Origin of the sequence: Pelistega ratti (genome assembly GCF_009833965.1) — a bacterium.
Taxonomy (GTDB): Bacteria; Pseudomonadota; Gammaproteobacteria; order Burkholderiales; family Burkholderiaceae_B; genus Taylorella; species Taylorella ratti.
In genome coordinates this window covers 1,869,030-1,893,061 of sequence record NZ_CP047165.1, presented here as the reverse complement: position 1 = coordinate 1,893,061, position 24,032 = coordinate 1,869,030, and the positions used below count along the sequence as shown (strand labels likewise).

Annotated in this window: 20 protein-coding genes; 12 read left to right on the top strand and 8 right to left on the bottom strand. The window is 37.0% G+C overall.

Going from position 1 to position 24,032, the window contains the following annotated elements; genetic code table 11:
- Positions 1–251: 251 nt before the first annotated feature.
- From rfaE2 to ubiE, 5 genes are all read right to left on the bottom strand, one after another.
- Entirely contained in the window at positions 252–731 is a 480-nt protein-coding gene (rfaE2, locus tag F9B76_RS08260; RefSeq protein ID WP_159991684.1) for a D-glycero-beta-D-manno-heptose 1-phosphate adenylyltransferase, read from the bottom strand.
- A 107-nt stretch (positions 732–838) separates the two neighbouring features.
- Positions 839–2,386, bottom strand: coding sequence for a ubiquinone biosynthesis regulatory protein kinase UbiB (gene ubiB, locus F9B76_RS08255; protein ID WP_159991683.1), 1,548 nt, complete (start codon positions 2,384–2,386; stop codon positions 839–841).
- Positions 2,387–2,983 (bottom strand): ubiquinone biosynthesis accessory factor UbiJ, encoded by a 597-nt coding sequence (locus F9B76_RS08250; RefSeq protein ID WP_159991682.1) that lies wholly within the window; start codon positions 2,981–2,983, stop codon positions 2,387–2,389.
- 102 nt (positions 2,984–3,085) lie between these two features.
- Complete coding sequence (locus F9B76_RS08245) at positions 3,086–4,078, bottom strand: Tim44 domain-containing protein (protein ID WP_159991681.1); 993 nt, start codon at positions 4,076–4,078, stop codon at positions 3,086–3,088.
- Between the two features lie 110 nt (positions 4,079–4,188).
- Positions 4,189–4,950 carry a bifunctional demethylmenaquinone methyltransferase/2-methoxy-6-polyprenyl-1,4-benzoquinol methylase UbiE gene (ubiE, locus tag F9B76_RS08240; RefSeq protein ID WP_159991680.1) on the bottom strand — a complete coding sequence of 254 codons (762 nt, stop codon included), beginning with the start codon at positions 4,948–4,950 and terminating at the stop codon, positions 4,189–4,191.
- A 574-nt stretch (positions 4,951–5,524) separates the two neighbouring features.
- Between ubiE and ilvA the strand changes: the two genes are divergently transcribed.
- Positions 5,525–7,033, top strand: a complete 1,509-nt coding sequence (ilvA, locus tag F9B76_RS08235; protein WP_159991679.1) for a threonine ammonia-lyase, biosynthetic — start codon at positions 5,525–5,527, stop codon at positions 7,031–7,033.
- A 230-nt stretch (positions 7,034–7,263) separates the two neighbouring features.
- Here ilvA and F9B76_RS08230 read toward each other — a convergent pair whose 3' ends face one another.
- The gene (locus tag F9B76_RS08230; protein WP_159991678.1) at positions 7,264–7,800 is read right to left on the bottom strand and encodes an adenine phosphoribosyltransferase; all 537 of its coding nucleotides are present in this window, start codon (positions 7,798–7,800) and stop codon (positions 7,264–7,266) included.
- A 371-nt stretch (positions 7,801–8,171) separates the two neighbouring features.
- Here F9B76_RS08230 and F9B76_RS08225 point away from each other — a divergent pair, with 371 nt between their 5' ends.
- The 10 genes from F9B76_RS08225 to F9B76_RS08180 all read left to right on the top strand — a co-directional run bounded on the left by F9B76_RS08225 (position 8,172) and on the right by F9B76_RS08180 (position 15,808).
- On the top strand, positions 8,172–9,146 hold the full coding sequence (locus F9B76_RS08225) for a KpsF/GutQ family sugar-phosphate isomerase (RefSeq protein ID WP_159991677.1): 975 nt from the start codon (positions 8,172–8,174) through the stop codon (positions 9,144–9,146).
- Between the two features lie 12 nt (positions 9,147–9,158).
- Positions 9,159–9,752, top strand: a complete 594-nt coding sequence (locus F9B76_RS08220) for a KdsC family phosphatase (protein ID WP_159991676.1) — start codon at positions 9,159–9,161, stop codon at positions 9,750–9,752.
- A 5-nt stretch (positions 9,753–9,757) separates the two neighbouring features.
- Entirely contained in the window at positions 9,758–10,360 is a 603-nt protein-coding gene (lptC, locus tag F9B76_RS08215) for an LPS export ABC transporter periplasmic protein LptC (protein ID WP_159991675.1), read from the top strand.
- Positions 10,360–10,950, top strand: a complete 591-nt coding sequence (gene lptA / locus F9B76_RS08210) for a lipopolysaccharide transport periplasmic protein LptA (protein WP_159991674.1) — start codon at positions 10,360–10,362, stop codon at positions 10,948–10,950. The genes lptC and lptA overlap by 1 nt, the downstream gene beginning before the upstream one ends.
- 6 nt (positions 10,951–10,956) lie before the next feature.
- Positions 10,957–11,730, top strand: coding sequence for an LPS export ABC transporter ATP-binding protein (gene lptB / locus F9B76_RS08205; protein WP_159991673.1), 774 nt, complete (start codon positions 10,957–10,959; stop codon positions 11,728–11,730).
- A 470-nt stretch (positions 11,731–12,200) separates the two neighbouring features.
- Entirely contained in the window at positions 12,201–12,491 is a 291-nt protein-coding gene (gene hpf, locus F9B76_RS08200) for a ribosome hibernation-promoting factor, HPF/YfiA family (protein WP_159991672.1), read from the top strand.
- 335 nt (positions 12,492–12,826) lie between these two features.
- Positions 12,827–13,270, top strand: coding sequence for a PTS sugar transporter subunit IIA (locus tag F9B76_RS08195; RefSeq protein ID WP_159991671.1), 444 nt, complete (start codon positions 12,827–12,829; stop codon positions 13,268–13,270).
- Between the two features lie 61 nt (positions 13,271–13,331).
- A complete protein-coding gene (gene hprK, locus F9B76_RS08190) occupies positions 13,332–14,258 on the top strand; it encodes an HPr(Ser) kinase/phosphatase (protein ID WP_159991670.1) in 927 nt (308 codons plus the stop codon).
- 9 nt (positions 14,259–14,267) lie between these two features.
- Positions 14,268–15,149 carry an RNase adapter RapZ gene (gene rapZ / locus F9B76_RS08185; RefSeq protein ID WP_159991669.1) on the top strand — a complete coding sequence of 294 codons (882 nt, stop codon included), beginning with the start codon at positions 14,268–14,270 and terminating at the stop codon, positions 15,147–15,149.
- On the top strand, positions 15,146–15,808 hold the full coding sequence (locus F9B76_RS08180; RefSeq protein WP_235914839.1) for a septal ring lytic transglycosylase RlpA family protein: 663 nt from the start codon (positions 15,146–15,148) through the stop codon (positions 15,806–15,808). Before rapZ ends, F9B76_RS08180 begins: the two co-directional genes overlap by 4 nt.
- Before the next feature lie 84 nt (positions 15,809–15,892).
- Here the strand turns inward: F9B76_RS08180 and ggt are convergent, their stop codons facing one another.
- Positions 15,893–17,659, bottom strand: a complete 1,767-nt coding sequence (gene ggt / locus F9B76_RS08175; protein ID WP_423805507.1) for a gamma-glutamyltransferase — start codon at positions 17,657–17,659, stop codon at positions 15,893–15,895.
- A 321-nt stretch (positions 17,660–17,980) separates the two neighbouring features.
- Between ggt and F9B76_RS08170 the strand changes: the two genes are divergently transcribed.
- Positions 17,981–20,605 carry a TonB-dependent receptor gene (locus F9B76_RS08170; protein ID WP_159991668.1) on the top strand — a complete coding sequence of 875 codons (2,625 nt, stop codon included), beginning with the start codon at positions 17,981–17,983 and terminating at the stop codon, positions 20,603–20,605.
- 104 nt (positions 20,606–20,709) lie between these two features.
- On the opposite strand, the gene F9B76_RS08165 is transcribed toward F9B76_RS08170, so the two are convergent.
- Positions 20,710–23,730 carry a lactoferrin/transferrin family TonB-dependent receptor gene (locus F9B76_RS08165; RefSeq protein WP_159991667.1) on the bottom strand — a complete coding sequence of 1,007 codons (3,021 nt, stop codon included), beginning with the start codon at positions 23,728–23,730 and terminating at the stop codon, positions 20,710–20,712.
- Between the last annotated feature and the right edge of the window lie 302 nt (positions 23,731–24,032).

Sequence of the window (24,032 nt, the reverse complement as noted above, 5' to 3'; positions counted from 1 at the left end):
CTATTTCATCCCAATATGGGCAAGGAAAAGAACGGAGAAATAACGATTGACAAAGCGAGTTTTCTAGATCGTAGCGTAAGGACTACTCGAGCGACTCAACGTTATTTGCAGTGATTTTCTGTTTAACCATAAGTAGATAAACAATAGCGTCAATGATTTTTCTTATAAGATTTCCCCACTATAAAAAAGACCTTTTTAAATAGCTCACTTAATTTAAGCAATAAATAAATTACCTATAAAACGGAGTTAATTTATTGTTTAATTTTATTCACCAAAGCAGTCGTTGAGCGATCATGTTCAAAATCAATAGCGATTGCCTTACCTCCCCATGATGCCACTAAAGCTGTTTCAGGTAATTTTTGCATATCATAATCCCCTCCTTTTACAATCACATCAGGACGTAAAAGATCAATTAATTCATAGGGGGTATCCTCTGCAAAATAGGTTACCGCATCTACACTTTCTAAAGCAGCTAATAAGGCTTGACGGTCTTCCATCGTATTAAAAGGGCGGTCAGGCGCTTTACCTAATCGCTTGACTGAGGCATCTGTATTAACCGCTACAATTAAAGAGCCACCCAATTGCTTAGCCTGATCCAAATAACTCACATGACCTCGGTGGAGAATATCAAATACACCATTTGTAAAAATAATCGGACGAGCTAACTGTCCTTGCTGAATAAGCTCTTTTAATTGTAATGGGGGCAGTATTTTTCTTTCAAAACTCACCATATTTATTCCTTAGGTTTACATTTAAAATAAAAGTACAACGTTTTATATCATAAATATTCTCTACCTGTATTTTATTTCTCTACACTATCCATTTAAACATCTCTCCATTATCTTAAAAAATAATAGACAAGCCCCCCAATACTTACCATAAAAACACCTATCGCAACAGCATTTAATAGATTTGCTTTTTCTTGTTGTTTTTGGATTTTAGTTAATGTTTGAAGTAATGCTTCCGAATGATTTTCTTGCTGTAAGCGTTGTTGTAATAAACGAGGCAATGCTGGCAAGATATTTGCCCATTGTGTAGATTCTTTCTGTAATTGCTCCATAAAGCCTTTAGGGCCTACCCGTTGCCACATCCATTTTTCAAGGAAAGGTTTAGCCGTTTTCCATAAATCTAAGTTAGGATCAAGCTCTCTACCCATTCCCTCAATATTCAATAGTGTTTTTTGAAGCAGTACAAGCTGCGGTTGAATCTCTACATTAAAGCGGCGAGATGTTTGGAAGAGTCGTAACAATACCTGTCCTAAACTGATCTCAGATAAGGGTCGATCAAAATGAGGTTCACATACTGTACGCACAGCTCCTTCTAATAATTCTTCTCGTGTATCCGCAGGTACCCACCCTGACTCAATATGTAATTGAGCAACACGGCGATAATCACGCTGAAAAAAAGCAAGGAAATTTTGCGCTAAATAGTTTTTATCAAATTCAGAGAGAGAGCCTACAATCCCAAAATCCACTGCAATATATTGCCCAAAGCTTTTTTCATCTAAAGAAACCAAGATATTGCCAGGGTGCATATCAGCATGAAAGAAACCATCTTCAAATACTTGCGTGAAGAAAATCTCAACCCCCATTCTGGCTAATTTGGCAATATCAACACCTCTTGCTCGTAATTCTTCGACTTTATTGATAGGAATACCTTCCATCCACTCCATCGTAAAAACTTCTTTGGAAGAATATGACCAAAAGACTTCTGGTACTAACAATAAGCCTGCTCGTTTAGGATGGCTAAAATTACGGCGTAATTGACTACAGTTTGCCGCTTCTACCTGTAAATCTAATTCATCATGTAGATATTGGTCAAACTCATCCACCACTTCTTTGGGTTTTAAACGTTTTCCATCAGGAATATAACGCTGAACAAGGCGAGCAAACGTACGCATTAAAGCAATATCTTTCTCAATGACGTTCAGCATACCCGGTCTAAGTACCTTAACAGCCACTTTTTGCCCTGAAAATAAGTAAGCAATATGCACTTGCGCGACTGAAGCAGACGCATGAGGTGTTAGCTCAAATTCAGCAAATAATTCTCTAATTGGCTTACCTAGTGATTGTTCTATGGTGGCTACCGCTTGTTCTGAGGGGAATGGTGGTACTTTATCTTGTAAAAGGGCTAATTCATCAGCAATATCATGCGGTACTACATCTCGTCTGGTTGATAGCACTTGCCCAAACTTTACAAAAATAGGCCCTAATGTTTCAAGAGCCTCTCTTAGTCGCTGCCCCCTTGATTTCGTATATTGACGACCAAAGCGTGTAATTTTGAGTAGTTTAGCCGCAAAGGGATGACGGATATTTTCTAATAACAGTTCATCTAACCCATAACGCCAGCAAATAAAGCTGATACGTATTAATCGTAAAATTTTCATCTATACCTTCTGTAATCGTTGGAGTCGTTGTTCTAAGCGAGTTAAACGTTGTTGTAAAGAAAGTGTTTCTTCTTTGAGTTGTTGCACTACGGGTGATTGTACAATGACATGGTAGTCTTGACTTAAAAAATCTTTTGTTTTCTCTAAGCCCTTTGCACCTAGCGTCTTAGTTTTCTTAAAACTATCCACCAATAAATATCCTATAAAAGGGCCAAATAAATACACTATTTCTGCTTCAATATCCCAGCGTAAATCATGGGCTAACTCTGATACCAGTCGAGCTAATCCTGCATCACCTTCAATATGTAAGTACGCATCAAATTCATCGATACCCTTTTTCTCAAAAAGTATCGTTGGAAATAATTTTATTGCTTCATCTTGTACTGTTAAGATTACATTTGCTTTTACCGTATCTGGTGCTAATGTAAGGAGTCCACTCGGTAAAATTGTCAGCATAATATGGAAAGATCCCATATTAAAACGAATATTTTTATTGGCATGTATTTTTGTTTTTTTAAGTGCCCATTCTTCTTTTGAAATAAGCCTATTTAATACTTTAACCACAACGGACTGTGGACGAAAAAAAGTAGGAAACATGGTGATTACTCATTAAATACAATAAGCGTTTAGTTTAACAAAAAATCCCACCAGAGAAAGATACTGATGGGATTGAATAGATAGATAAGTTAAAAAATACGGTTATTGTATTTGTTGAATACCTGCAAGCAACCAACCTGTTTGTGCTGTTTTATAAAGGTTCCATACTTCTTCAAATCGCATTGTCGGTTGATTAGCTTCTTCTCGAATCATGCCAGAGAAACGCACACTAGCTAAATGCCCTTCTCCGTCCGTATCCATAATTTTTTCAATACCCAGTAATTCTGCATTTAATAATACAATTTCTGTCTGTGTTGTCCCTGTTTGTGCAGAAATCTGAGGGGCTAACTCTTTAAGCAAATCATCAGTAAGGTATTGATGTAATTGTTGAACATCCCCTTTGTCCCATAGTGCTTGGATATGCATAAATTGCTTTTTAGCTTCTTGTAAGAAAGCCGTTTTATCAAAATCGCTAGGAATAAACCAATTACTATCAATAGCCTGTGAAACCGTCTCTGCAACCGAAGGAGAAGACAGGGTATTAATTCCTTCATTTACACTTGGAGATGTTGTTGTAGTACGTTGCTGGAAAAAATCCTTTGCCTGTACAGTATTATCCTGCGCATAAGCACTCGCTTGTGGACCATTTGCGGCATAACGAGGGGAAGAATTAGCTCGTAAGCGGCGAATAATAAACATAACACCAAACACCACAAGACCGATTAAAATCAAGCTAGAGAAAAATTCTGCCGCTGCAGCCCCTAATCCTAGGCTAGATAAAAGAGCCGCAATACCTAAACCTGCAGCAATACCGGCAATAGGCCCTAAGAAGCGAGAAAAACCACTTCTAGGCTGTGTCGCCGCAGTATTCGGTGTAGCACGAGAAGTAGCAGCATTATTCGTATTGTTTGCATTATTACGCATAGCCGGTGCTGTAGGTGCTTGTGTAGCTGGTGTACGCATAATATTGCTTGATTGGCGACCAAAACTACCACCTCGCCCCATTCGAGCTGCCTCTGCCTCTACACTCACAACAGTAACCGAAGAAACAACAACCATTGCAGCTAATAAAAATTTAGTCCAAGAATGACGCATGAATATCCTTTAAATTTCGTTAATTTCACACAAGTTTATCATAACCTGCTTATAACAGTATATAAGTGCTGACAATTGTTTTTCAAGTGATTTCGACTTTTAACCGCCAGCTATTTTAATTTAACCCCCTCATGCAATGCCACAATACCAGCAGTCATATTATGATAATTAACACGCTCAAACCCGACCGTTTGCATCATCTTCGCTAATGTTTCTTGATCAGGGTGCATACGGATAGATTCCGCTAAATAACGATAACTCTCTTCATCTTGCGCTACTTTTTTACCTAACCACGGAAGAATATTAAAAGAATACCAATCATAAGCAGGAGCAAGTGGTTTATAAATATGCGAAAACTCTAGCACCAGTAGCTTACCACCTAGTTTAAGCACTCTATACATTTCTGCTAATGCTTTATCCTTGTGCGTCATATTTCGTAAGCCAAAAGCAACCGTTACAATATCAAAGTAGTTATCGGGAAAAGGTAACGCTTCTGCATCACAGACAACACTTGGCAAGCTAAATCCCTTATCAATAAGACGATCTCGCCCAACACTCAGCATAGACTCATTAATATCGGTATGCCATACCTCGCCTGTTTTACCCACTTTTTTGGCAAAAGCAAGGGTTAAATCACCCGTTCCTGCCGCAATATCCAATACTTTCATACCAGGACGAACATGTGATTTACCAATCGTAAATACTTTCCAAATGCGGTGTAATCCTACTGACATAAAGTCATTCATCACATCATAGCGTTGCGCCACTGAATGAAAAACATTAGCGACCTTTTGGGCTTTTTCTCCCTCTTTTACTGTTTGGAAACCAAAATGGGTTGTTTCTTGTTCAGATGGTTTATTTTCAATATCCATAATACTCACACTCAATGACCATCAAGATGATAGCAATTACATTTCTGATAAGAAGATAGACGGTAACATCACTCACTATACCTTTACACCTATCTTTCTTTTATATACTGCTTGTATTGTACTCTATTATGCCCTCAACTATTCTTATCATTAAACGATAATATAAATTCAGAAAAATATTCTTATCACACTTAACACTTACTGATGCCATTACTTTCATATAAAAACCAGATGCAGTAAATTATTTTAAGCATAAATCTTTTTTTATTCATTCTTATACTACACTATCCACAACACCTATTGGCATAATATCCATAATAGGACTTCTTTTTAATATATACTTATCTCATAGTACACTTTATAAATACTTATTAAATACACTTATGTAATGAGCATATATAAAAAGTAGGCTTATATATTGTTTTGAATATAAGTATTTGACGTTTTAATGAAACTGTTTATAATAGTTTCTCTCCCCTGAATATATTGACAAAACCTTTTATCCCAAAATACAAGGCTTGTTTTATTATTCATCCAACAAAATGCTACTCACCATAAAAACAGAGATACCAGAATGGACGAAACTTATTTAAAAAAAATTCTTACGGCAAAAGTTTATGAAGTTGCGCAAGAAACAAGCCTAGATTATGCCAAACTTTTATCAGCTCGACTTAATAACGATATTTACCTCAAAAGAGAAGATAAACAACAAGTTTTTAGTTTCAAAATTCGAGGGGCTTACAATAAAATGGCTCATCTTTCTCGCAAAGAACTCGATAGAGGGGTGATTGCTGCATCAGCAGGAAATCATGCACAAGGAGTTGCGTTTTCAGCCAAAAAACTAGGTTGTCGTGCGGTCATTGTCATGCCTATCTCTACCCCACAGGTTAAAATTGATGCGGTTAAACGACTAGGCGGAGAAGTGGTGCTGGCGGGAACAAGTTATACCGATGCATATAATCATGCCATTGAACTAGAGAAAAAAGAAAAATTAACCTTTGTCCACCCCTTTGATGATCCCTATGTCATTGCAGGGCAAGGGACAGTAGCAATAGAAATTCTACGTCAAGCCAATAAAAAACCAGATGCAATTTTCTGTGCTATTGGTGGAGGCGGTCTTATTGCAGGGGTTGCAGCTTATATTAAAGCATTAGACCCCACTATCCGTATCATTGGTGTACAAACTGAAGATTCTTGCGCCATGATTAAGAGCGTTAAAAGTAATCGCCGTATTACGCTCAATGATGTAGGTTTATTCTCTGATGGGACTGCCGTTAAACAAGTCGGTGTAGAGACATTTAAACTCTGTAAAACACTTGTAGATGACTATATCACCGTTAATACCGATGAGATTTGTGCCGCACTACGCGATGTATTTCAAGATACACGAAATATTTTAGAACCTGCTGGTGCTTTGTCGGTAGCGGGGGCAAAAAAATATGCTCAACAACATCACTGGGAAGGGAAACAGCTCATAGCAGTGACTTCTGGTGCAAACATGAACTTTGATCGTTTACGTTATGTGGCTGAACGAGCAGAAGTCGGTGAGAATAAAGAGGTAATTTTCTCTGTTACTATGCCTGAAATCAAGGGGAGTTTTAAACAACTCTTGGCTTCCCTAGATAATCGTGCCGTCACAGAGTTTAACTATCGCATTTCCAATGAATCTTTAGCACATGTATTTGTAGGGGTGCAAATTAGCCATCCTGATGAAGCAGATAAAATCCGTAAACAAATCGAAAAACGCAAATTTACTGTCTATAACCTTACCAATGACGATTTAGCTAAAACACATTTACGTTATATGGTGGGCGGAAAATCAGATTTAGCCGTACATGAAGTGCTTTATCGCTTTGAGTTCCCTGAACGTCCCGGTGCATTATCACTCTTTTTAAACTCAATGAGTCCAGAATGGAATATTAGCCTTTTCCACTATCGTAATATGGGCGGTGATTTTGGTCATGTCTTAGTCGGTATGCAAGTTCCTCCTTCGGATAAACAAGCCTTTAAGGATTTTCTCAATAATTTAGGGTATCCCTATATCAATGAATCCAATAACCCTGCTTATCGTTTATTCTTATAGTCAGTAGAGATATATTGATACTCAGAATTTAAAGTAAGCTCACTCTTGAAAACCAGATTAAATATAGGATAAAACGTTTAATCTGGTTTTCTCAATTTATAGTAGGAAAATATAAGTATGCGAACCCTATTTTTCCTGTATTTGAATATTTTTATATTATTTTTACGCTTCTATTGATAAGGGTATTTAATTCAAATACTTTTCTTTCAATAAACACCCACACACACTTTTTAAAAAGAATAAAGACTAAATACGGGTAAGCCTGTTTCTTTAATCAAGGTAGAACCACCCAAATCGGGTAAATCAATAATAGAAGCCGCTTCTACGACATTAGCCCCCAAACGGTTTAATAGACGATTAGCCGCTAGTAGCGTTCCACCCGTTGCAATTAAGTCATCAATTAATAAAACACGTTGCCCTTCTTTTACCGCATCGACATGAATCTCAACCGAGGCTTGCCCATACTCTAAATGATATTCTTCACCAACCGTCTCAAAAGGAAGTTTACCTTTCTTACGGATAGGAATAAAGCCAAGATTAAGCTCATAGGCGATAACGCTTCCAATAATAAACCCTCTTGCATCAACACCAGCCACCAAGTCTAATTGTTGCTGCATATAGCGAGCTACAAAAATATCAATCAGCATACGGAAAGTACGGGGGTTTTGAAGGACAGGGGTAATATCCCTAAAAGTAATGCCCTGTTTAGGCCAATCAGGAATAGAGCGAATAGATTGACCAATCATTTCTACAGGATTATATTGCATGGTATCGTTCCTAAAAATTCACGCCAAATTATAGCCTGTAGCAATTCATTCCGCAGTAAAAACAAGCTATTTACCAGATTTTGATAAGAGGGTATATTTACTACATATAAACAACTACACCGAGCTAGCATAAAACACGCTATTGATACTAAGTTACCAAACTATTTTTAAAGGTATTTATACAACCAACACTAACTGTCATACACTACTTTTTCTACCACATCACATCTCACCCAGCATCATAGTAACTTTCTGCTAACATCAATTGAAACAAAAGCATATCACTTGCATTTCTACCAATACCATTCTCTTTGTTTCTTTCTCCTAATCTAGGGTAAAATAATCGCCAATAACAAACTGGATATTGGGTTATGAAACTTTCTCAACAATACCTCCAAACAGGTCGTCAAACTATCACGATTGAAGCAGAGGCCTTATTGTTACTAGCAAATCGCTTAGATGAGGCATTTACACAAGCCGTTCAAACCTTACTTGATTGCAAAGGGAGGGTTGTTGTTACGGGTATTGGTAAATCAGGTCATATCGGTCGTAAGATTGCCGCCACCCTTGCCTCTACAGGCTCTCCCGCTTTTTTTGTACATTCTGCAGAAGCCGTACATGGTGATTTGGGTATGATTACTGGTGAAGATGTTGTTATTGCCATTTCCTATTCAGGACAATCCAATGAGCTATCGACTATTCTTCCTGTTATTCGCCGTTTAGGTACTAAAATCATCTGTATCTGTGGGAATAAGGACTCTGATTTAGCAAAATTAAGTGATATTTTCCTAAATGCTCATATTGAGAAAGAAGCCTGCCCTCTTGGTCTTGCACCCACCGCTAGTACAACAGTAACGCTGGCATTAGGCGATGCTTTAGCAGTCGCTTGCCTAGAAGCACGTCATTTTGGTGCATCTGATTTTGCTCGCTCTCACCCCGGCGGTGCATTAGGAAGACGTTTATTAACACACGTCTATGATGTGATGCGCCAAGGGGATACTCTCCCTATTGTTTCACCCGATACACCACTAACCCAAGCCCTTGAGGTTATGTCTAAAAAACATATGGGAATGGTGATTATTATCAATCCAGATAACGAGCCAATGGGTATTTTTACAGATGGTGATTTACGGCGACTCATCCAAAAGAAAGGGGATATTCGCCCCTATACACTGGGAGAAGTGATGTCTAAATCTCCTAAAACTATTCTTGATACCACCCTTGCTATAGAAGCAGCCAGTATAATGGAATCTGAGAAAATCTCACATATTCTTGTTATTAATACCAAGGGTAAGCTAGTTGGTGCAGTTCATATGCATGACCTTATGGTTAAAAAAGTAATTTAGAGGCAAATATAAATGACTAAACTACGACATCCTTCTGAAACACTTATTCTCTCTAAAATTCCAGAAACGATCCGTTCTCGTGCTGAAAATATCCGTCTTATTGCTTTTGATGTAGATGGCGTACTCACCGATGGCTCACTTTTTTATAGTGATACAGGGGAACAATTAAAGCGCTTTAATGCCTTAGATGGACATGGTTTCCGAATGCTGCAACAAAGTGGAATTAAAGTCGCACTGATTACAGGTCGAAGTGGCGGCATTGTTACTCGCCGAGCTGCCGAACTGGGGATTAGTTTACTTTACCAAGATGCACGCGATAAAGGCAAACTAATTGAAGACATTGCGACAGAGCATCAACTCACGCTTGAGCAAATTGCCTATATGGGTGATGATATTATTGATTTAGAAGCCTTACGCAAAGTCGGTCTGGCAGCAACCGTTCCTCATGCTCCTTTCTATATTCAACAAGCCTCTCACTGGGTAAGTACGATTGCAGGAGGGCAAGGGGCAGCTCGAGAACTAACTGATATTATTCTTTCTGCTCAAGGGCTATTAGGTGCATTTTTACAAGGTAGCACTCTTGTCCGTGGTATCGCGATACAATAAATACTATGAAAGAAAGACTTCCTACGTTTATTGCCTTATTTTTATTGATTATCCTTGTTATTGCAACATGGTGGGCTGCGGATTATACACAAAGAGCCATACCTATTGAACCACCTGTGCAAATTACCCATGAACCTGATGCATGGTCAGGTAATTTTGTAATGATTTCATCTGATAATCAAGGTATTGCAACCAATCGGCTAACTGGAACACAGTTGGTACACTATCCTGATGATGATTCTTATGAAGCAAGTCATGCTACCTTATTTGGGATTCGTCCTGATACGCCTCGTACACAAGCAAGTGCCGATAAAGTAACACTAAAAGACAAAGGTGATTTTATTCTAATGCAAGGTAATGCCCATATTCACCGCTTCCCTAGTGAAGATACCTCCGCATTAGATATTCGTAGTGAAGAACTCACCGTTTTACCTAATGAGAGTATTATTAAAACAGATAAACCAGCTGATGTACTTCAAGGCAATTCTCGTATGCAAGGGAAAGGAATGATTTACAATAATAAGACACGTCGTTTAGAAGTATTTGCCAATACGGATGTTGTTATTTCTCCACAAGATATTAATAAAGCAAACAAGGATAAACCATAATGAAGAAGCTTATACTAACATTAAGCCTAATGAGTGTACCGTTTTTGGTTAATGCACAAACAACAGCACCTGAAGAGCCAGAAATTTTAGTGGTTTCTGATTCACTTAGCTATGATGATATTAATAAAACAAGCCAATTTACGGGAAATGTTATTCTCACCAGAGGATTAATGCGCCTAACTGCAGATACACTTCATATCACTACAGATGATAAGGGGGCTCAGCACGCTCAAGCAACCGTATCCACCTCTCCCAAAATTACCATTTATGAGGAACGCCCCGATACCTATGAAATCATCAATGCTGAGGGAAAACTAGCGACATATGATGAAGACACCGAAATCATGCATCTTAAAGGGCAAGCTGTTGTTACACGTCAAATCTGTGGAAAAACAATTGATCTGCTAAGAGGCGATACCATTACCTACAATAGCAAGAAAGGGACATATCTTGCCACAGGTGGTGCTAATGCGCCTGATAAAACGCGTGTTCGCTCTGTTTTCCAAGCTCGTTCTAAAGCAGATGCCGCTATTGCTGAATGCCAAAAACGATACCAAGGCAAACCCATGCCCTCAAAACTTACTCGATAATTTACTATGACAGCTACACTAGATCATTATACCGATTCAGGCAAATTAACCGCAGTCGGATTACGTAAAACTTATGGCAAAAGGACGGTTGTTCAAGATGTAACCCTTGAAGTATCTAGCGGTGAAGTAGTCGGTTTACTTGGCCCAAATGGGGCAGGAAAAACAACCAGCTTTTATATGATTGTAGGGCTTGTTCCTGCTGACTTTGGTCGCATTGAAATTGATGGGCATAATATTACTGCCCTTCCAATTCATCGCCGTGCGAGAATCGGTTTATCCTATCTACCTCAAGATGCATCTATTTTTCGCCGTTTGAGTGTTGAACAAAATATTCGTGCGGTTTTAGAGCTTCGTGAAAACCCTCAAACAGGAAAAAAACTTAATAAAACACAAATTAATGAAGAGCTTGAGAATTTACTCAAAGAATTACAAATTACGCATATTCGTGAGAACCAAGCCCTCTCTTTATCAGGTGGCGAACGCCGCCGTGTCGAAATTGCTCGGGCACTTGCCACACACCCTCGTTTTATTTTATTAGATGAACCTTTTGCTGGCGTTGACCCTATTGCTGTCATTGAAATTCAACGGATTATTCGTTTCCTGAAAGAACGTAATATCGGTGTTTTAATTACCGACCACAATGTAAGAGAAACACTTGGTATTTGTGATCGTGCCTATATTATCTCTGAAGGAACAGTTTTAACTAGTGGCTCACCTGATGAAATCATCAATAACCCAGATGTACGCAAAGTTTACCTTGGTGAACACTTTAAGATGTAAAAAGGCTCTCTTCCTATAAGAGCCTTTAGGTAATACAAAATTATTTTTGCAAAATAACGGCAAAAAAGTAGGTTTTAATGATCTTGCCTAGATGAATAACATCCAGTACCACACAGGTAAAAAATTATTCTCCCCTTTTAGATGGTGTAAAAATACTCTGTCACACCAGAAAACGAGGTAATAAGCCGACTATTACCTCTTTATGACGATAGCATAAGAAATTTTATAACTACTTATTATTTATTTACAATTTAATTTTTTCAATAAATAGATTGATAAATCAATACCTTAGTTCCTATTTTTGCTACTGTAACGTTCTTCTAACCCTATTTCCCCTATCAACACCCTTGATAAATCTATGAATCAGTATAAACTAGAGGAGTAGTATTCAAATTAATGAGTGGCATTCATTCATTATGATTTACGTCAGTAATTTATTCTGACAAATAACATCATAAAGGAGCATTCTTATGAATTTACACATCTCTGGTCATCATCTTGACATTACCCCTGCCATCAATGATTATGTACAGAAAAAACTCGACCGTGTACTACGACATATTGATAATATCATTGATATACAAGTCATTCTCTCAAAAGAACCACTTAAACAAAAAGCAGAAATGACACTACGCGTTCCGGGTAAAGATATTCATGCTGAATCTATTGATGACAACCTTTATGCTGCCATTGATTTACTGATTGACAAGATTGATCGTCTTGTCGTTAAACACAAAGAAAAACAGAAAAAGTTTGTCTAAACCCTTATTCAGTCGTATTTTTGTTTAATCAACAACACTCGCTTATTTGTTGATTACTCAAGATACCATTCACTGAATACTTTTTTAAATACTCAAAAATACCCATTAGTGGTCATACTAATGGGTATGCTTTTACTTTACGATATTTTATGGTATAAAGGCTTGTTATCATTCATTGGTTATTGTTAGCTAAGTATATTGATACGATTTAACCATGCTGTCATAATCATTTATTTTAATTCTTCTGAGACATCTATACGACAATAGTGTAAACAAACGACAGCTTTTTTTATTTTTTTATCCTTTCTGAGGAAATTCATCTTATAATCATGGTCATGAATCAATTATCTTCTATATTATCGCTCCAGAATATCCTATTGGATATTACTGCGACAAGCAAAAAACGAGCCTTTGAACAAGTGGCCTTACTGTTTGAAAATAATGAAGGGATTGCCCGTTCAACAGTATTTGATGGTTTATTTTCTCGTGAGCGCCTAGGCTCAACAGCCCTAGGACACGGTGTGGCTATTCCGCATGGACGTATTCCAAAACTGGAAAAACCCCATGCCGCCTTTGTTCGTCTATCAACACCTATTCCTTTTGATGCACCTGATGGTAAGAATGTGCAATTATTAGTCTGTTTACTCGTACCTGAAAGTGCGACACAACAGCATTTAGACTTACTAGCGGCTATTGCGCAGAAACTCTCTGATGATACGATTTATCAGCAACTGCTCACTGAAACAGATCCTCAAACCATTCTTAACCTACTAAGCTAATTCAGACAGACCAATGCCTTTAGCGTTGGTCTTTATTTTTTCTTTTGAGTGAGCTATCGCTATGCTATCTATTCAAGAACTTATTGATGACAACGCTGAAGCCCTTAAATTTTCATGGAAAGCGGGTCAAGTATCCGCTGGGCGATCTTTACCAAAATCAATTGATGCCGCTGCTGATTTAGTAGGACACCTTAATTTTATTCACCCTGCTCGCATTCAAGTTTTTGGAAAAGAGGAAATTGACTTTTTTAATCAACTTTCCCCCGTTCATCAAGAGAGAGCCTTAATTGATTTGGCAGAAGGAGGCGTTCCTGCATTAATTATGGCAGAGACATCAGAAGCCCCTCAAAATATCATTCTCTTCTGCCAACGAAGCAAAATCCCTTTACTCTACTCTCCTTTCAATTCAGCCAAAGTCATTGATGTTTTGCGTGTTTATTTAGCACGCCGTTATGCTCCCACAACAACCGTACATGGTGTTTTTATGGACGTATTGGGGCTTGGCGTACTCATTACAAGTGAGTCTGGCTTAGGTAAAAGTGAGCTTGCTTTAGAACTTATTTCCCGTGGGCATGGTTTAGTAGCAGATGATGCAGTAGAGTTTTCTCGCACAACTCCCACACTTATAGAGGGACAATGCCCTGAATTGCTCCGTAATTTATTAGAAGTTAGAGGGTTAGGGCTACTTGATATTCGTACAATCTTTGGTGAAACATCTGTTCGCCGCAAAATGTCGTTAAAATTAATTGTGCATCTTGTCCGTGCGAATAATGAAAAATTTGAACGTTTACCTATTCAGGATCAAACACAAGATTTATTAGGATTACCTGTACGTCGTGTAATGCTACAGGTGGCAGCTGGACGTAACTTAGCTGTATTGGTTGAAGCGGCTGTACGCAATACTATTCTTAAACTAAGAGGGATTGATACACTCAGTGAGTTTATGGAGCGTCAATCAAAAGCTATTCTGGAAAATACCCGTTTATAAGGATATATAATGAGTTCTGTCGTTTTAATTACAGGCATATCTGGCTCTGGTAAATCTGTTGCCCTTAAAAAGCTCGAAGATTTAGGCTATAACTGCGTAGATAATCTTCCTGTTGCACTACTCCAAGCCTATATTCAACAAACCCTTGAAAATGATATTTCTCAAATTGCTGTAGCCATTGATATTCGCTCTCATGGCAATATTAATCATCTACCAGAAATTATTAACAAACTCCGAGCAAAAGGCATTCCCATTAAAGTAATTTTTTTAGATGCCAATACCGAGACATTATTGCACCGTTATTCTGAATCACGACGTGCTCACCCTCTTACGCAAAAGCTCAAACACGAGCTAGGATATACACCATCGTTGGAAGAATGCATCAAACACGAAAAAAAATTATTACAACCACTAAAAGAAACAGAACATACCATTGATACCTCAACCCTTGCTCCTAGCCAGTTACGTGCATGGGTACAAGAATTAAGCGAAGTTCAACCAGGAGAAATGTTACTCACTTTTGAATCTTTTGCTTTTAAGAAAGGGCTACCTAGTAGCGCTGATCTTGTTTTTGATGTAAGATGTTTACCTAACCCTTATTATGATATTAATTTAAGACAACTAACAGGTCGGGACAAAGAAGTAGTAGATTGGTTATCCCAGTACGATTGCGTACATGACCTGATTAACGATATTACTGCCTATATTCAAAAATGGCTTCCTTTTTATATGCAGGATACTCGTAGTTATCTAACCGTAGCAATTGGCTGTACTGGTGGTCAGCATCGATCCGTTTACGTTGCCGAAGCACTTGCAAAACGCTTTAGTCATCATCAGCCATTATGCGTAAGACACCGTGCCCAAGCACAGTTTTATAGTGATATATTATGATAAATAAATTTTTAATGATACTAACCTGTACACTTCTTTCAAGTACAGTATTTGCCCAAAACTCACCCACAGTTGAGGCAGGCAATAAAAACCATTTTCGTATCACCGTAAATGGTATCTTCCCTGAATCACCTGATTATGCAGATAAACGCTTTCAAGGGATTGATTTATCATCAGAAGACGATGAGGTTATCGATAGCAAAGAGGTGGCTGTTTCACTAAGTAATTCAGCACTTAAACCACATAATGAGCCTAAACTTCGTTTAAATGCCTCTCATGCCAAACGCGGTAAGGCTTATACCGTTAATGGAAAACGTTATGTACCATTTGCTAAAATCAGTGAGTTCTCACAAGAAGGAGTTGCCTCTTGGTATGGACCTGGTTTTCATGGACGTAAGACAGCCAATGGTGAATCTTATAATCAACATGCCCTAACGGCGGCACACAAAGAATTACCGCTTAACAGTGTTGTAAAAGTAACACGTGTTTCTACAGGTAAAAGTGTTATCGTACGCATTAACGACCGTGGGCCTTTCCATGGTAATCGTGTCATTGACCTTTCTTATGCTGCAGCCAAAAAGTTAGGGATTGATAAAAAAGGATCAGATAAAGTTAAGATAGAGCTTGTTAATCATAAAGCCAAGAAAAATATCTTATAAACTATCAAATAGTTATACAAAAATCCCCATCATTGATATTCAATTGATGGGGATTTTTTAGGGAGATTTATATCACTATCCCATTTAATAACCAATAGTTTTACCTTCTGGATTTCTTGGATCAGAATATCCGTAAAATCCATTACGTCCTGCTTGAATAATCTGTACTCTTCCCATTGGTGCTTTTTCTTTGACATTATAGCCTTTGGCTTTCAGTAAGGCTAATGTATCAGGACTTAGCCCTTCCTCTACCCGTAACTCATCAGGCAACCATTGATGATGTACCCGTGGCGTAACAATAGCTTCTGCTGGGTTCATCCCATGATCAATCACATTAATAATACTTTGTAAAACAGTTGTAATAATACGAGCCCCTCCCGGACTTCCTGTTACTAACCAAGGTTTATTATCTTTCATCACAATAGTTGGCGTCATAGAAGAAAGTGGACGTTTATAAGGCGCAATAGCATTCGCATCACCCCCAATCAAACCAAAACCATTAGGAACACCTGGCTTAGCAGAAAAATCATCCATTTCGTCATTTAATAAAATTCCCGTCCCTTTTGCCACAATACCACTACCAAAATTAAAGTTGAGTGTATAGGTTACCGCAACCGCATTACCATATTGATCCATCACTGAAAAATGTGTTGTCTGATCACTTTCATAAGGTTGTGGTTTACCAGGTTTAATATCTGATGCAGGACGTATATTGTCACTTATATTTTGTACTAATGTATTAGCATATTGCTTAGAGATTAATCCAGACACAGGAATTTTTACAAAATCAGGGTCACCTAAATATTCTGAACGATCCGCATAGGCAAGTTTCATACTTTCAGCAAGATAATGAATACTTTTTGCACTATTAACACCATATTCCGTTATAGGATAATGCTCTAACATATTCAATATTTGTACTAAATGAATACCACCTGAGCTTGGCGGAGGCATTGTGACAATTTTATAACCTCGATATTCTCCTATAATGGGTTTACGCTCAATAACCTTATAATTTTTTAAATCTTCCAACGTAATTAAGCCCTTATTAGCTTGCATTTCAGCAACTATCTTTTGGGCAATTTCCCCCTGATAAAAAGCATGAGAACCTTGCTCGGCAATCAATTTTAAAGAGTTGGCTAAATCTTTCTGTACAAGTAAATCACCCTCTTTTAAAGGCTCTCCATCTTTAAAGAAAATAGCTCTTGTTTCTTCCCATTTAGCTAAATTATCTTTTTCATTTTCAAATGTTTTTGCAAGCATAGGACCAACAATAAATCCCTGTTCAGCTAATTTAATCGCTGGACTTAATACCTTATCAAGCGATAAAGAACCCCATTTCTGCAAGGCATACTCTAATCCTGCTACCGTACCGGGAACACCCACTGCCATATGGCTATATAAAGATAAGCCATCGATAACATTCCCCTCTTTATCTAAATACATATCTCGACTTGCTTTAGCTGGGGCAGTTTCTCGAAAATCAATTGTAAAACTTTCAGCACTTTGGGCATCATGTAAGACCATAAAACCACCACCGCCAATATTTCCTGCATTGGGCAGAACAACTGCTAAAGCAAACCCTACCGCTACCGCAGCATCAACAGCATTTCCTCCTTGCTGTAAAATCATCGCCCCTACTTCACTTGCCAATGCTTGTTCACTCGCAACCATACCCTTTTTAGCATAAACAGGATAAAAAATATCATGTGCACTGTCATAACGAGCTGCCGCTAACTGGGTACTAGAAAGAGAATTATTGGATGTACTTGCTACAGCCGTATAACCACTTAATGCAATAGCAATGACTAAGGTATTAACTATAGATTTTTTCATTAATTTTTTCATCATATCTCCTCTAATTGATATATGGTAAACACTTAATAAAAACAAATAGTTAAACAGTAAACAATTTCTTATATCTTGTCAAATTCAAATTATTTAGATAATTTCCTAGAAATAACTCCTCCTACCCTAAAAGTCCTTACCCCTCTACCTTGTATTATTCAATTAAACATCTTCTTTTTATATCGCATTGTAAAAATATTTATTTCCTTTATAAATAAAGCACAAAATTTATTTTAATTTGTAATTAATTATGTTGAAACAATTTAATTTATATCTTAGAATGAGAATGGTTATCATTTAAACTATGTAAAGGTATTCTTTTCAATGCAAAAATCAACAATAACACTCCTTATCTCCAGCACTTTTCTTATCAATATACCCACTTACGCACAAAATAATTCAGAGACATTAGAAACAATTTCTGTTGTTAGTAATACAGCGCCTATTCAGGCAGGTGCATCCGTCATGCTAGCTGAAGATATTGCTCGCAAACCAACACGAACGGGAAATATTACCGAGCTATTAAAAAATAATCCAGCCGTTCAATTTAGCGGAACAAGTAATAGTTCAACCCAAGCAGGTGAAATTGCTCCTGATTTAGTCAGTTTTCATGGTGAGCCTTACTATAATAATAGTTACTTGATTGATGGTTTATCTAATAATGACCTACTCAATCCTGGGTCTAGCAATGGAGGCTATAAATCGGCAGAAGATTTCACACAACCAACCTCTATGTATATTGCCCCTGGCTCTCCTGAATCCTTTTATATTAATAGCTCTCTATTCAAAAATATTACCGTCTATGATAGCAATGCTCCTGCCAAATACGCTCGATTCACGGGCGGCGTAATTGATGCAGAAATTAAAGACCCTGAATTATCCCGTCATAGTGGCTCTATTAGTTATCGTACTACTCGAGATAGCTGGACAAAATTCCAACTTAATGAACAAGAACAAATAGACTTTGAAAATGCCTTTGCAGAAAATAATCTTCAACCACAATTTACCAAACATATTGTTGATTTAACACTCAATCACCCACTTTCAGATAAAAGCGGTCTTTTATTTAGCTATAACCGTACACAGTCTAAAATGCCTGAATATCATCAAGGATTAGATCGTTGGGAAAAAGAAAGGCGATTAGCAGAAACCTACTTATTAAAAGGTTCTTACCAACTGCATGATAACCATACGCTATTAGGTACTATCCTCTACTCACCCCATAAAAATATTTACTACAATGACAATGTGAAAAATGGACGTTATGTGAGTGAAGGCGGGGGTTGGCGAGTCAATCTACACTCACGCTACCATGCTGATTGGGGAACGGTAAAATCTGATCTTGCCTACCAATATAATTTAAATAAAATTGCTTATGATGCAGGGGCTAATTACTATAACTGGGTTGGCAATCAGTTGTTACCTAAAGCAAATACAACATGGTGCACTACAAAAAATGCCAAAACAGGTAAATGCTTATATAAACGTGAGGGCGGTATTGGAGAACTCTCTTCTCACTTAAATACGTGGACACTTAAACAAGATTATGAACTTAATACCCTTAATTTAGGTAATACGGAACATCTACTTTCTTTTGGTTGGTCAGTTGATTTTTCTCGAGCTCAATCAGAACGCCCTGAAGCAGTACGATATATGCAATCTATACTTCATTATAAAAATAACAAGAATAAAACAATCAAAATTGCCCCTAATTACTCCACACTTTCCAAAAATACAGCAATAGATTGTGTAGATTGTATTCCTGGCGAGCAATTTCAAAACCGAATGATATATTATCCAGCATTCCGAGCAAAAGCCAACGTCAATAACTATAATCTTTATTTATCAGATGAAATATATTGGAATCGTTTTAAACTCATTCCAGGGGTAAATATTAATTATGATAGTTTCTTAAAAAATCTTAATATTGCTCCCCGCTTTGCCTTTAATATCAATGTATTAAAAGATGATAGTTTTAATATTACAGGTGGCTTTAATCGTTATTTTGCTGGCAACTTACTCACCTACGCACTTAGAGCAAATATTCCTTGCAACCGAGAAATGCATCGTTTTGTGGATAAAACAGGTAAGGGACAATGGCAGATGGGAGATTGTACAAAAAACTCTCCTTCTTGGGCAAATGCACAAGATTTAAAAACACCCTATAGTAATGAATATAATGTAGGCTTTAACTATTCTTTTGCTAACCAAACCGTCGTCTTTAACTGGGTACACCGTAAGAGCCAGCGCCAATTTACACCATTTACCACTGAAGAAGGTAAAAAAATCATGTCAAATGATGGTGAAGGGCTTACGAATACCCTTACACTTAGTTTACAAAATAACCAACCCTATCAAGTGGGTGGTATTGTACTCAATTATCGCCTAGGTGCTCGTTATCAACATCGTAAGACAAATTACCACGGTAACTATGATGAAAGCCTAGTAGCTGATGTCACCAATAGTCGCTACCCCTATTATCTATTTGAGGGAAAACGCTATGAGTCAGCCAGTGATCTACCTCCTTTTAACTTTAATCAACCATGGGAAGCTTTCTTAGAATTACAAACCGATATACCGAGCTGGTATCTTAAATGGACACATTCTTTAAATTATCGAACAGGCTACAAATCCTATAATCGTTATACCGTAGAAAATTGTGCTTTATCTAGCCAACCTCAAGCCTGCGGTAATCATACAGGCGGTGTTTATGATTATCGACTTAAAAAGTATAAAGGTAAAGCAACATTAGACTGGCATTTACAGTGGACGCTGACCATTCATCAACAGCAAAAATTAGAAGTTAGTCTTGATGTTCTCAATGTACTTAATAGCCGAGTAGCCACCGCTAGCCCAAACTCTCAATACCTAGGCGGAACAGAAACCCAAAGCCCTACAAGCTATGAATTAGGTCGTCAATTTTGGTTAGGTATGGCATACCATTGGTAAACTAGAGGGATATTTAAAAAGCTATGTTTAGTAATTAACTAAACATAGCCTTAAAATTATTATCTACCTTTTTAGTATATTAGATAATAGTAATAATAACCTATCTAAAACTTCATGCTAAAACTCGCAAAATAGTTCCGCCCCGGGGCTGTATAGCGTGCAATATCACCCTCTCTTTCCCTATGTACTGAGCTACTAGAACTACGGCGTACAGACTCCCAAGTGCTATACTCTTTGTTAAAGAGATTATAAACACCTACATTCAGTGTCATATTTTTTCCTATTTGATAATAACCTAGTAAATCTACCGTTGTCCAAGGTTTAGAATCAAAATTAGTTACTTTAACATGTGTAGATGAATGATCTTGATATTTAGGATTAACTCGTCTTGTTGCTAATTCCCTTACATCTTTTTCTTTTGAATGTGTCACAATTAAAGAACCTCCCCATTTTTCTGAAGGGTCATCATAATTAAGTGATACCACAAAGCGAGGAGGTTGTATCGCATCAAACGGATATAATAATCCCAATTTTAGTTCATCATTTACAACACTTGCTTTTTTAGGTTTTGTTCGCTCATAAGTAATCCGTGTACTAAACCCTGACGGAATGGCACTAATAATTGAATGAAGATCAAACCATCCCTGAATACCATAGCCCTCAATAGATGCATTAGAAAAATTATAGCTTTGAGCAATTGGTTTAGTTTTATGAAAAGCAAAACTAATTAAATCCTTATAATTACTAATAAATTTATTTGCTTCTATATAACCCCACTTGCCATTAACACTTACATTAAACTCATGGTGAGTAGATGTTTCTGGCTTCAAATGATCCGTTGGATGTTTATCCAATCCTGACCAACCATAAATTTCTTGGAAACTTGGGTTTCTAAAACCAGTAGAATAGTTATAACCGATACTAATATTCTCTATTGGTCTTATTATCGTACTAAACTGATACGATGTATTTTTATACTTTCTTTTTGTTAAAAATACCCTATTCCCCCATACTTTATCTCGATCTATACGGAAACCTGCACCAATATCCAACCAATTACCAATAGTAATTTGATTATTTATACTGAAATATCTATTTTTCCCTTTAATCTTAAAGGAACAAAGATCTCTCTGCCACTGACATCTATCCGCATTTCTTATAATCCGTGCATCTTCTCGCCCTAAAGGACCAGGAACATATATATCACCATTCTTATTCTTCTCGTCAGGTAATCCTCCATATCGAATAAAATAAAAGGCTTCATTTTCTTTAACTTTATAGTGCGATCCACCACCACTAATATTCAGACGATAAGCCCAATTATCAAAGTTAAAACTTTTATTGTATTTTAAACCAACGTGTTTATGTGTTTCTTGATAACTTACCTGTTGAATATCCTCAGAAGACCCTGGTTTATCCTTACTAGCACGGCAATTTCTATCTGCTTTAGGGTACTTACTACAATTAAGCTCTCGGTAATCTGAATTAATACCAATTTTTTGGAAATCTAAACTTAATTCAAGCCTATCTCCCCATTTAGATTGCGGTTCAAGAACGTATCTTAGACTTTGGCGTTGTTTACGGTGTACTTCTGTACTAAAGCGAGATTTTGTATAAACCATCGGAGCATACGCACCCATCATAATATCGTCAAGATATTTTCCCCCACTACTAGGATTTGGTGTCGTATTTAAGAAGTCACTCATCATTTCATCATATCTTTGTTTTCTCTTGTCATATTCTCGCCAAGCCTTATCCTCCTTGCTATCAATATGATTTTTATTATATTCTTTCATTTTGGCATAAAACTCTCTATTTTTTTTCATAAATTCTTGAATATCTTTTTCAAATAAATCCCAGTTAAATCCATCAGGATAATTACGGTCTTTATAAATATCGTCATCATATTTGGGTTCTCTCGGTCTTTTAGGACGCGGATCATCAAAATCTGGACGGCGAGGTGATATATCATAATAAGCCTGAAGTGTCATATCACGCGTCAGATAACGCTGTTTTGTATCTTCAAAAATCCCCTCGATGGATTGATTAGGCGTTAGTTGATAGGTGAGGCGAGCTAAATAAGAATGACTAGTACTCTTCAATGGATCAGGCATTGTTCTATCTGGACCTGTATAATCTTTAGCAGAAACAACCTCTTTGGGATGTACCATTTGTTTTAGCTGTTCTAATTCTTCTGGTGTAAACTGCCTATTTGGATCACGATGTTGACTTTTATACTCTTTCATCGCCTCCTCTAATGTATGAAACCTTGTTAATTTAGCGAGATAAAAAGGGTCTGTACACGTTTCACACTTATAAAATAGACTATTTTTCCCCCAAGTTTCATTAGGCTTATCAGTATATAACTTATATTTATCAACAAAAGCACCCAATCGTTGAATCTCATATTTCTTATTCGCCACATTATCATGTACTTTTGTTTCTTTACCATTACGATAAGTATATTGGAAAAGCCCTTTTAGTTTATCCATGTCAAACGCAACACCTACCGATTGCATCCACTGACTATCTTTTCCACTATAAGCAGTTTTACTCGTCAATGCAAATTTCTCTCCAGGTGATAAAATATCATCTACATTTTTAGTTCTAAAATTAACACTTCCACCTAATGCACCACTCCCTGTTGTTAAAGAATCTCCCCCTTTATTAATTTCGACTTTTGAAAGATTTTCCAGTTCAACTTCATTTCTTGCTCCACTACCTGCTGGCTGCCAATAATAAGCACTCCCAGCGGCTACATACGATTGAAGCTGAGGAAGTCCATCGACACTAATAGCTACTCGATTACTATCCACACCGCGTATCGCAAAACCTGCAGATCCTCCCCTATTTTGTTCAACAACCGATACCCCAGCATCATAGCGAATAAGGTCTCTAATATTATTAACCTGTTGTTTTTCTAATTGTTCAATATTTTTCACAATCTTTGAATTACTTAAAAGCTCCTCCGTATTTGCAGTAACACTAATCTCCGCTAACTCTGTTGGATTATCTACATCCTTTTCCTGCACATTTGCATAAACATAAGAAAAGGGTAACTGTGTAAACACACCAGTTACCGCTATTATTACTTTTTTATACTTAATTTGCTTACTGAATAACATTCAATATTTCCTCTATATTCATATTAAAAAAACAAGAGGTAACCATTCATTAGAATTCATTACCTCTTATAGACATAAAGAAATTTGATTTTCTTTAATAAAGCACTACCTATACTGTATTAATAGTAGTCAATAATATTTTAAATAGAATAGAAACAATTCTCAATATCATTTGTGTTATTATTAAATTATTTAATGAAATGTAAATCTTGTTAGATAATATTAATAACCAAGGACAATATACTATTTATTTTCTATAAAAATCTTTTAAAAAATTACATTTCTATCTTGAATTTAAACTT

What these genes read in the sequence shown, in the direction of transcription:
- F9B76_RS08165 (WP_159991667.1), bottom strand. Translation starts at nt 23,730, where the DNA reads ATGTTATTCAGTAAGCAAATTAAGTATAAAAAAGTAATAATAGCGGTA.
- F9B76_RS08230 (WP_159991678.1), bottom strand. Translation starts at nt 7,800, where the DNA reads ATGCAATATAATCCTGTAGAAATGATTGGTCAATCTATTCGCTCTATT.
- F9B76_RS08180 (WP_235914839.1), top strand. Translation starts at nt 15,146, where the DNA reads ATGATAAATAAATTTTTAATGATACTAACCTGTACACTTCTTTCAAGT.
- ubiE (WP_159991680.1), bottom strand. Translation starts at nt 4,950, where the DNA reads ATGGATATTGAAAATAAACCATCTGAACAAGAAACAACCCATTTTGGT.
- hpf (WP_159991672.1), top strand. Translation starts at nt 12,201, where the DNA reads ATGAATTTACACATCTCTGGTCATCATCTTGACATTACCCCTGCCATC.
- F9B76_RS08245 (WP_159991681.1), bottom strand. Translation starts at nt 4,078, where the DNA reads ATGCGTCATTCTTGGACTAAATTTTTATTAGCTGCAATGGTTGTTGTT.
- ggt (WP_423805507.1), bottom strand. Translation starts at nt 17,659, where the DNA reads ATGATGAAAAAATTAATGAAAAAATCTATAGTTAATACCTTAGTCATT.
- F9B76_RS08250 (WP_159991682.1), bottom strand. Translation starts at nt 2,983, where the DNA reads ATGTTTCCTACTTTTTTTCGTCCACAGTCCGTTGTGGTTAAAGTATTA.
- F9B76_RS08170 (WP_159991668.1), top strand. Translation starts at nt 17,981, where the DNA reads ATGCAAAAATCAACAATAACACTCCTTATCTCCAGCACTTTTCTTATC.
- ilvA (WP_159991679.1), top strand. Translation starts at nt 5,525, where the DNA reads ATGGACGAAACTTATTTAAAAAAAATTCTTACGGCAAAAGTTTATGAA.
- hprK (WP_159991670.1), top strand. Translation starts at nt 13,332, where the DNA reads ATGCTATCTATTCAAGAACTTATTGATGACAACGCTGAAGCCCTTAAA.
- ubiB (WP_159991683.1), bottom strand. Translation starts at nt 2,386, where the DNA reads ATGAAAATTTTACGATTAATACGTATCAGCTTTATTTGCTGGCGTTAT.
- F9B76_RS08195 (WP_159991671.1), top strand. Translation starts at nt 12,827, where the DNA reads ATGAATCAATTATCTTCTATATTATCGCTCCAGAATATCCTATTGGAT.
- F9B76_RS08225 (WP_159991677.1), top strand. Translation starts at nt 8,172, where the DNA reads ATGAAACTTTCTCAACAATACCTCCAAACAGGTCGTCAAACTATCACG.
- lptA (WP_159991674.1), top strand. Translation starts at nt 10,360, where the DNA reads ATGAAGAAGCTTATACTAACATTAAGCCTAATGAGTGTACCGTTTTTG.
- rapZ (WP_159991669.1), top strand. Translation starts at nt 14,268, where the DNA reads ATGAGTTCTGTCGTTTTAATTACAGGCATATCTGGCTCTGGTAAATCT.
- lptC (WP_159991675.1), top strand. Translation starts at nt 9,758, where the DNA reads ATGAAAGAAAGACTTCCTACGTTTATTGCCTTATTTTTATTGATTATC.
- F9B76_RS08220 (WP_159991676.1), top strand. Translation starts at nt 9,159, where the DNA reads ATGACTAAACTACGACATCCTTCTGAAACACTTATTCTCTCTAAAATT.
- rfaE2 (WP_159991684.1), bottom strand. Translation starts at nt 731, where the DNA reads ATGGTGAGTTTTGAAAGAAAAATACTGCCCCCATTACAATTAAAAGAG.
- lptB (WP_159991673.1), top strand. Translation starts at nt 10,957, where the DNA reads ATGACAGCTACACTAGATCATTATACCGATTCAGGCAAATTAACCGCA.